Source organism: Lactobacillus delbrueckii subsp. delbrueckii DSM 20074 = JCM 1012 (assembly GCF_001433875.1).
Taxonomy (GTDB): Bacteria; Bacillota; Bacilli; order Lactobacillales; family Lactobacillaceae; genus Lactobacillus; species Lactobacillus delbrueckii.
In genome coordinates this window covers 8,414-16,240 of the sequence record NZ_AZCR01000032.1, presented here as the reverse complement: position 1 = coordinate 16,240, position 7,827 = coordinate 8,414, and the positions used below count along the sequence as shown (strand labels likewise).

Below are 7,827 nucleotides of genomic sequence, written 5' to 3'. Positions count from 1 at the left end.
CACTTTATATAGTAAAAGAAAAAGTGTTGAACGACTACTCCGTCGAGTAATCATCCAACACCAGATTAGTATGTTTTATTTCCTTTCTCTTTCATCACTATCACATCACATTAAACTTTACATTCCAACCCTGTTTAGGAAATAACCTGCTGATTTTCATCCAATTCAACCGGCTTGCTGAACAAAAAGCCTTGCAGCAGGTCGCAGCCTGCTTCTCGCAGGAAGTCTCTCTACTCTTCCGTTTCGACCCCTTAAGCCAGTACTTTCAAACCCAGTTTATGGGCGACTTTGGCGATTTCCGGAATCAAAAGCCGGTTTAACTGTCCGTCATCCAGGTGGCGGACAAAGACCATGTCGATTTTGACTAGGTCAAAGCTATAGTCGTTTAAGGCGTTGAGAGAGGAATAGCCGCTGCCGAAGTCATCCATCCAAACTTCAAATCCGTAGGAGCGCAGCTGATCGATCTGCTCTTTCAAGCGGCTAGTGCTGTTTGACAGGTCCCTCTCCGTAATTTCAATCTTGATCAAAGACCGGGAGAGACCTGCTCCGGTAACCAGGTTGTTGATTTTTTCAACCAGATTAGGCATTTCAAAGTCTTCATGGGCCAGGTTGACGGAGACTGGCTTCAGGTCCAGCCCCCGCCATGACCCTAATTCCGGCCGCCGTCGGGATCACTATGCTGCCAAGGCCTTTGCTGAAGGGCTGAAATTGCCGGTCTGGCTGGGATCACTTGGGACTTTCCTGGCCAGCATGCTGGCTGGTCTTGTTGCGGGGGCCATCAACGGCTTTATCAACAATGTCATCTACGGTTTGACCCTGTCACCTGTTTCCACCGTTTACGCTTTGACCAGCTGGACTTGACCAATTTGCTGGACCAGTCGCCAAACCAGAATGAACTGGATGACTTAGCTGCCCTATGCGACCAAATCTGGGTCATAAAAGACGGCTGCCTCTTGATGGCGGACTCTCCGCAAACGGTCTTCAACCAGCTGGATGACCCGGCTTTCGATAAGCCTGCTGCCTGGAAAATGGCCAAAAAGCTGGAGCTTAAACTCGATGGCTGCTACCCGGTCAATGCCCGTGAACTAAAGGAAGCTGCCGAAAATGCAAATTAAGATTAAAAGCCTTCATTATAAATACTCGGAAACGAATTTTTCCCTGGACATCCCAGACTTGACTCTTTCTCCCGGCTTGATCTGCCTGGTCGGACAAAACGGGTCCGGCAAATCCACTCTCTTGAAACTTTTGGCTGACCTCCTGCCAGCTGGGGATGCCATTAAAGCAGACGGACAGGCTTTGTCTGAATATCTGGCCTCCGGCCGCTTGAGCAAGATCGCCTATGCCTTTCAGGATCCCAATGACCAACTTTTTAACTCCAGCGTGGAAAAAGAACTGGCCTGGTCCATGAAGCAGGCTAAACTGCCGGAAGACGAAATCACCAGAAGAACGGAAGCCGCCCTTAAAGAATTCGGCCTGGCAGAATTCCGGGACTTAAACCCTTACGACCTGTCTTCTTCCGGAAAGAAATTATTGACTATCGCCTCCGCCTTAGTCCTTGACCCGGAGGTCTGCCTGCTGGACGAGCCCTTGATGAGCCTGGATTATCCTGGCCGCTGCCTGGTCACCCGCCTGCTTGAAAAACGGCTGGCCCAGGGCAAGACCGTGATCATGATCACCCACGACATGGACTGGCTGTCCGAAAATTGCCAGGAGGTTTATGCCATGAGCCAGGGCCAGCTGGTCTACCACGGCCCGGTTCACCAGCTCTTTAGTGACCAGGAGCTTTTGGACCGCCTGGGCCTTTTGCCGGCCAAGACCTGGCAGCTCAGCCAGCTGCTGGGGCTTAAGCCGGAGGTCCTTTCGTTAAAATAAACCGATCCCTTGGCAAAAATATCGTAAATATTTTGTATGCGCTTCATCTCGTTCTCATCTTCCTGCCTCGCTACTAAGCCCGGTAATATAACTTTTAGTTTACTTTAGCTGATTTTTTACCTAAAAATCCTCTTAAAGGCAGGTAAAACATATTAAGGGCAAGTAAATCCTCTTGATCCTCATGGGCCTGATTGCCCTGGGCGGAACTACTTTTGGCCTGGCCGAAGAAACCATGGCCTTCTATCCGATGCTGATCCCGGTCTTCTTGGAGGCCGGCTATGACACGATGACCGTGGTCGCCACCATCTTCCTGGGCACCACTTTAGGGACTTTGGGTTCAACCATCAACCCCTTCTCAACGGTTATTGCTTCAAACACGGCCGGGGTCAACTTCGCCCGGGCCCTGCCTTTGAGAATCATCATGCTCCTGGTTTCCCTGGGGGCCGGGATGCTCTCTACACCATTATCTATGCTGAAAAAGTCCGCAAGGACCCAAGCAAGTCCCTGGTCTACGACCAATATGAAGAAAACAAGAAGAAGTTTCTTGCTTTTGACTCACAAGCTGACAAGGGCGACTTCACCTGGCGGCAAAAACTGACTCTGCTCACCTTCGTGGCTGGCTTTTTAGTCATGATCTGGGGTGTCCAAAGCCAGGGCTGGTACTTCACGGAAATCGCGGTTGTCTTCCTGGCCGTTTCCTACCTTCTCTTCCTGGTTTCCGGCTTAAGTGAACACCGCTTCATGGAAAGCTTTGTCAGCGGAGCGGCTGACCTTTTAGGGGTTGCCTTGACGGTCGGCCTGGCCCGGGCGGTCTCCATCGTGATGGATGGAAGCCACACCAGCGACACGATCATGTACTTCTTCAGCAAGCAGATCACCAGCATGAACAAGCTGGCTTTCGTCTGGATCCTCTTCTTGATCTACATCGTCCTCGGCTTCTTCATCCAGTCATCATCTGGTCTGGCCGTCCTGTCCATGCCGATCATGGCGCCGCTGGCCAATATCGTCGGCGTCGACCGGGCCAGCGTGATCGATGCCTATAACTGGGGGCAGGGCTACATCGGCTTGATCGCCCCAGTTGGCCTGATCTTGATGTCCCTGGCTATGGTCAATATCGGCTTTGACCGCTGGTTTAAGTTTATATGGAAGCAACTGGTCATCCAGTTCGTGATCTGCCTGATCTTCCTGGGAATCGGCCTCCTGGTCTACTAAACACATTTATCGCTCCTTAAAGAAGCAAGGTAAAGGAACTTCCTTTTGCCTTGCTTTTTTTGGTCAATATTTGCCTTTTTCCACTTTTACCGTTTCACGTTGTCGCGATTTTTTCAGCTTTCTTTTTTAAGGTCCTTTAATTGCTTGGTATATCTAGCTTGGTCGTTAATTTTCTGTATTTAATAGCCTTGGTGCACAAATGATTTTTGACCATCTTTTAAGAGAAAAAGCTTGTTATTAAGGGATTACGCCCCTTTGCCTTGTAACCGGTTAAAATGGCGTTTTAGTTTCACGGGGCCATGACAAAAAGACTTTTTGCTGGTAAAATCGCCCTAAAAGCGTTGAAAATTCGAGGTAAATTATGGAAATTCTTGATATTGTGGATAAAGAGGACCGGCCTACCGGGCAGACCATTGAGCGTAATGAAGCCCACCGGATTGGGGCCTGGCACCGCTGCGCCTCAGTTTGGATCATCCGGCAAAAAGCCGGCAAATGGCAAGTCCTCCTACAGAAAAGGTCCGCCAATAAGGACTCCTACCCAGGTTGCTTTGACACCTCTTCTGCCGGCCACATCGCTGCCGGAGATGAGCCCCTGGCAACCATCATCAGAGAGCTGGAAGAAGAATTGGGCATCAAGAGCCAGGCCGCTGACTTTACCTTTATCGGCACCTTCCACAACTGCTACGACAAGGTCTTCCACCAGGCAGAATTCAAAAACCGGGAGGTCTCCTTTGTGCATGTCTACTCTAAGCCCGTAGACGAAAATAAATTAGTCCTGCAGGAAGAAGAAGTTTCATCCGTTGCCTGGTTTGACCTTGATGAGGTCTGGGAGAAGGCCCAGGCCAAAGACCCGGACTTCTGCACCCCAGTGGGCGGATTAAAGCTTTTGCGGGAATACCTGCAAAAATTATAGACGGGAAAAAGAAAAGAAAGAAAAAAGAAAAAACTAGCTGATTTTTCAGCTAGTTTTTTCTTGGCTATTTGCCTTTATTCCATCCGCCAAATGCTGATGCCAACCTTTTTCCCGCTTGCCTTCTGGCTGGTCTTGGTCTCAGTTTTCGTCTTAGTCTGCTTGGCCTTTTGCCCCTGGCTGCATCCCCCGACTAACAGGCCCAGGGCCACAATACTCAAAAATTTGCTGATTTTCCTCATGACTGCTCCATTCTTATCGTACAATAAAGGTGATACAAGGAGGACTGACACTAAATGCAAGAACCTAAAATTTCACCTGACCAGAGCAAAACCCTGGCCGCTACCAAATATGTCAAACTCTACGACCTGGCATATGAAAACGGGGTCCACTACTATGCTGCTTCAAGGCGGGACAAAGACCAGCTCTTTGCCTTCAAGCAGGATCCAGAGCTGGGAAGCGCCCTGCCTGATGCCGTCTGCGCGGTAATCATCGTTAAAGAAGCCGGTCAGAAAGACAAGCTCCTGCTCTTTTACGAGTACCGGTACCCGGCTGGCAGCTACCTGCTCGGCCTGCCGGCAGGCTTGATTGACCCAGCTGACCTGGCCAGCCCGGACCCAATCAAAACAGCTATGATCCGTGAAATCAAGGAAGAAACCGGACTCAGCATCGGCGAAAAGGACACGGTTGAAGTCATCAACCCCCTGGTCTTCACGGCTTCCGGCTTCAGCGACGAAAGCAACGCCATTGTCAAAGCCGTCATCAACGTTAATGACTTGTCCGCCCTTAACCACAAAGGAGCTGAAGGCACCGAAGTTTTTGGCGACTTCAAATTAGTTGACAAGGAAGAGGCCCGCCGCCTGCTCAAGGAAGGCAGAGACGACTATGGCCACTACCTGCCCCTGGTTGCCTGGGCAGCCCTGTGCTACTTTGTCAGTGACCTCTGGAAATAATTGTAGCAAGCGGATGTTACATAGATATTACAAGACAAAAGCCGCGGCAGAAAATGCCGTGGCTTTTTAGTACAGTTGTATTTTTTGAAGAAGAGTTTATCAATAAGTAAGCTATGCTGTTAAACCTAAGTATGCCGTGGTGATGATCCCCAGCACAATAAAAGCAATAATGCTCCAATAGGTCAATTTGGGCTTGTCCGGCTTGCAAAAGACGTACCGTGCCATCCTTTTCCGCCCCCCTTTAGTTATTGGAATAAGCTAAAGAAGTAAAATCAAGTAAAAGGCTGACATTAATTTTATGTAAATTTTAGGGCAAGACGGTCGCTTTTGCAAATTATAAGACCGGCCGCAAGTTGACTCTTTCTTTGGCGACGGCTTCGATGAAGGCCTGTCGTGATCAACTAAAAGCATGGCCGGCTGCTCTTTTGCCAGCAGCTTGATCAGCTGGTCCTGGTTGAAAAGATCCAGGTAGTTGGCCGGTTCATCCCAAAGGTAGAGGCTGGCTTCTTCAGTCAGAGACTTGGCCAGGGCTACCCGCTTCTTTTGCCCCTGGCTCATCTCCTCAATAAGTTCACGCCGTTGACATGCACAAGACTGACCTGGATGGCAAGGAACTGACCAGCTACAAGCTGCAAGAGGACCTGCAATTCCACTTCGACAACTAGTGCAATAACAGAAATTAGCCAATATACAGCAAAACCAGTTCACTGTTTAAAGTGAACTGGTTTTCATTTGTCATTTTTACTTTATTTGCTATCATCATCTGCTCCTGCTGGCAGGGCCGGGAAAATAACCGTGAAGGTTGACCCCTTGCCTAATTCGCTTTCCAGGCGGATGGTCCCGTGACACTGCTGAACAGCATGCTTGACAATGGACAGGCCCAGGCCAGTCCCCCCGGTCTTGCGGCTGTGGCTCTTATCCACCCGGTAGAAGCGTTCAAAAATCCGGTTCTGGGCTTCCTGGGGAACCCCGATGCCAGTATCCGTCACCTGTAGGATCGCCTGGCCGCGGTGCTCTTTGACCGTAATCTTGGTCTTGCCCTTTTCCTTGTTGTAGCAGATGCTGTTATCAATCAAGTTGTAGGCAATTTCGTAAACCAGGCGGAAGTTGGCCAGGATCATAGTGTCTGACAAATTAGTCTCCAGCTTGATTCCATGCCGGTCAGCCGAACTCTGCAAGGCTTCCAGGGCCTCGGTCACCGGACTCTTCAAGTTCAGCTTGATTTCTTCAAAGCGTTGATTTTCATCCAGGTGGGACAAACGGATGATGTCGTCAATCAAGGTCAAAAGCTGGGCAGAAGATTCGTGGATCTTCTTGTAAAAGCTGTCCCGGTCCTCTTCTTTAACCAGGTGGTTTTCCAAAAGTTCAGCTGACCCCATGATGGACTGCAGGGGCGTCTTAAGTTCATGCGACACATTGGCCGTGAATTCCCGCCGGACCTGCTCTTCATGGTATTCTTCTGTCACGTCAACCACCAGGATCGAAGTCCCCTTCAGAATCTTGCGGCTGGTAATCGGGCTGGCACTGATTTGAATATTGCGGCCGTTTCTTTCCACAATCCCCTCAGCATGGGCCAAGCGGCTGTTCTTATCGATGATTTCCTTAACATCATCTGGCAAGGGGTCAGTATCATGCAAGCCCAAAAGGGAGACAACCGCCGGGTTGGACAAGAGGATCTGGTCATCCAGGTCAATCAAGATCAAGCCTTCCAGCATGGCATCTGTCACCGTCTTTAATTCTTTTTCCCGGTGGTGGAGCTGCTCCATCTGGTCAGCGATCTGCTTGTTCTGGCTGTCCAGTCTGGTCAAAAGCGGCTTGATTTCGTCATAGGCATTGCTTTCCAGGGGTTTGTCCAGGTCCATTTCATTCAGCGGCTTGACGATCGTTTGCGAGATTGTCTTGGCCAGGAACCAGGACACCAGGACCGATAAAAGCATGATTAACAAAAGCGGCGACAAAAATCTGACCAGAATCCGCCAGAAGGAGTTTCTGGTTATCGCGATGCGGATGACCCCGCCGTCATTGAGCCGCTCGGCATAATACATGGTTACGGTCGACAAGGTCGTGCTGTAGCGCTCGCTGGTCCCTGTCCCCTTTTTCATGGCTTCGGCGACTTCCTTGCGGCGGGAGTGGTTGCCCATCTTTTTGGGATTCTCTTCATTGTCGTAGAGAACCTTGCCCTTGGAATTGATCCAAGTAATCCGGTAGTTCTCCCCTTTTAAGTTCTTGATGTACTTCTTGCCACTGGTATTTACCCCGCTGGCTGCCAGGTCAGCCTGGGAAGCCAGGGCGGACATTTCTGTATGGTCGAAGTCAATGCTCAAGACAATCGCGCTTAAGAGTACGGCAAATAAGAGAATCAGAGAAGTCAGTAAAAAAATTGCCCGAAATATCTTCTTAAACATTAGTCTGCTTCATGGTAGCGATAACCGACCCCGCGCACCGTTTCGATATGCTTACCAGCCTCACCCAACTTCTGTCTCAAGGTTCTCACGTGAACGTCTACTGTGCGCGTTTCCCCATAAAAACCAGTCTCCCAGATCTGATCCATGATTTCTTCCCGGGAAAAGACAGTTCCCGGATGAGTAATCAAGAGCTTCAGGAGTCCGTATTCTTTCAAAGTCAAATCGACCTGATGGCCGTTTTCGAAAACTTCATGCCGCTTCAAGAGAATCTTGATCCCGTCTTTTTCGATCTTGTCCTCCTTCTTACGGTTGGTCCGGCGCAAAACAGCCTTGACCCGGGAAACCATTTCCATCATTCCAAATGGCTTGGTTAAGTAGTCATCCGCCCCGGAATCCAGGTTCTTGACCTTGTCATATTCTGCCGTCTTAGCACTAGCGACAATCACCGGCAAGTCCTCGGTCGCGGAAGTAGACC

Annotated in this window: 9 protein-coding genes and 2 pseudogenes; 6 read left to right on the top strand and 5 right to left on the bottom strand. The window is 49.8% G+C overall.

What is annotated here, in order from left to right; genetic code table 11:
- Window positions 1-251 precede the first annotated feature (251 nt).
- Window positions 252-608, bottom strand: a complete 357-nt coding sequence (locus tag FD23_RS05605; protein ID WP_230844813.1) for an EAL domain-containing protein — start codon at window positions 606-608, stop codon at window positions 252-254.
- Window positions 609-643: 35 nt separating this feature from the next.
- Between FD23_RS05605 and FD23_RS05600 the strand changes: the two are divergent.
- The 5 genes and pseudogenes from FD23_RS05600 to FD23_RS05580 all read left to right on the top strand — a co-directional run.
- A pseudogene (locus FD23_RS05600) lies at window positions 644-852 on the top strand (ECF transporter S component); the annotation flags it as partial.
- A gap of 5 nt (window positions 853-857) precedes the next feature.
- On the top strand, window positions 858-1,115 hold the full coding sequence (locus FD23_RS05595) for an energy-coupling factor ABC transporter ATP-binding protein (RefSeq protein ID WP_025895928.1): 258 nt from the start codon (window positions 858-860) through the stop codon (window positions 1,113-1,115).
- Complete coding sequence (locus FD23_RS05590; protein ID WP_025895930.1) at window positions 1,105-1,872, top strand: energy-coupling factor ABC transporter ATP-binding protein; 768 nt, start codon at window positions 1,105-1,107, stop codon at window positions 1,870-1,872. Before FD23_RS05595 ends, FD23_RS05590 begins: the two co-directional genes overlap by 11 nt.
- 166 nt (window positions 1,873-2,038) lie before the next feature.
- A pseudogene (locus FD23_RS05585) lies at window positions 2,039-3,084 on the top strand (YfcC family protein); the annotation flags it as partial.
- Window positions 3,085-3,445: 361 nt separating this feature from the next.
- The gene (locus FD23_RS05580; RefSeq protein ID WP_052933648.1) at window positions 3,446-3,997 is read left to right on the top strand and encodes an NUDIX hydrolase; all 552 of its coding nucleotides are present in this window, start codon (window positions 3,446-3,448) and stop codon (window positions 3,995-3,997) included.
- A 74-nt stretch (window positions 3,998-4,071) separates the two neighbouring features.
- On the opposite strand, the gene FD23_RS09695 is transcribed toward FD23_RS05580, so the two are convergent.
- A complete protein-coding gene (locus tag FD23_RS09695) occupies window positions 4,072-4,236 on the bottom strand; it encodes a hypothetical protein (RefSeq protein WP_002878553.1) in 165 nt (54 codons plus the stop codon).
- 54 nt (window positions 4,237-4,290) lie between these two features.
- Between FD23_RS09695 and FD23_RS05575 the strand changes: the two genes are divergently transcribed.
- A complete protein-coding gene (locus tag FD23_RS05575) occupies window positions 4,291-4,947 on the top strand; it encodes an NUDIX hydrolase (RefSeq protein ID WP_025895934.1) in 657 nt (218 codons plus the stop codon).
- A gap of 258 nt (window positions 4,948-5,205) precedes the next feature.
- On the opposite strand, the gene FD23_RS05570 is transcribed toward FD23_RS05575, so the two are convergent.
- The 3 genes from FD23_RS05570 to FD23_RS05560 all read right to left on the bottom strand — a co-directional run.
- The gene (locus tag FD23_RS05570; RefSeq protein WP_052933647.1) at window positions 5,206-5,505 is read right to left on the bottom strand and encodes an ATP-binding cassette domain-containing protein; all 300 of its coding nucleotides are present in this window, start codon (window positions 5,503-5,505) and stop codon (window positions 5,206-5,208) included.
- A 188-nt stretch (window positions 5,506-5,693) separates the two neighbouring features.
- On the bottom strand, window positions 5,694-7,352 hold the full coding sequence (locus FD23_RS05565; RefSeq protein WP_025895937.1) for a sensor histidine kinase: 1,659 nt from the start codon (window positions 7,350-7,352) through the stop codon (window positions 5,694-5,696).
- On the bottom strand, window positions 7,352-7,827 hold a 476-nt coding region (locus FD23_RS05560), incomplete at its 5' end, for a winged helix-turn-helix domain-containing protein (protein ID WP_236743892.1). The genes FD23_RS05565 and FD23_RS05560, both read right to left, overlap by 1 nt.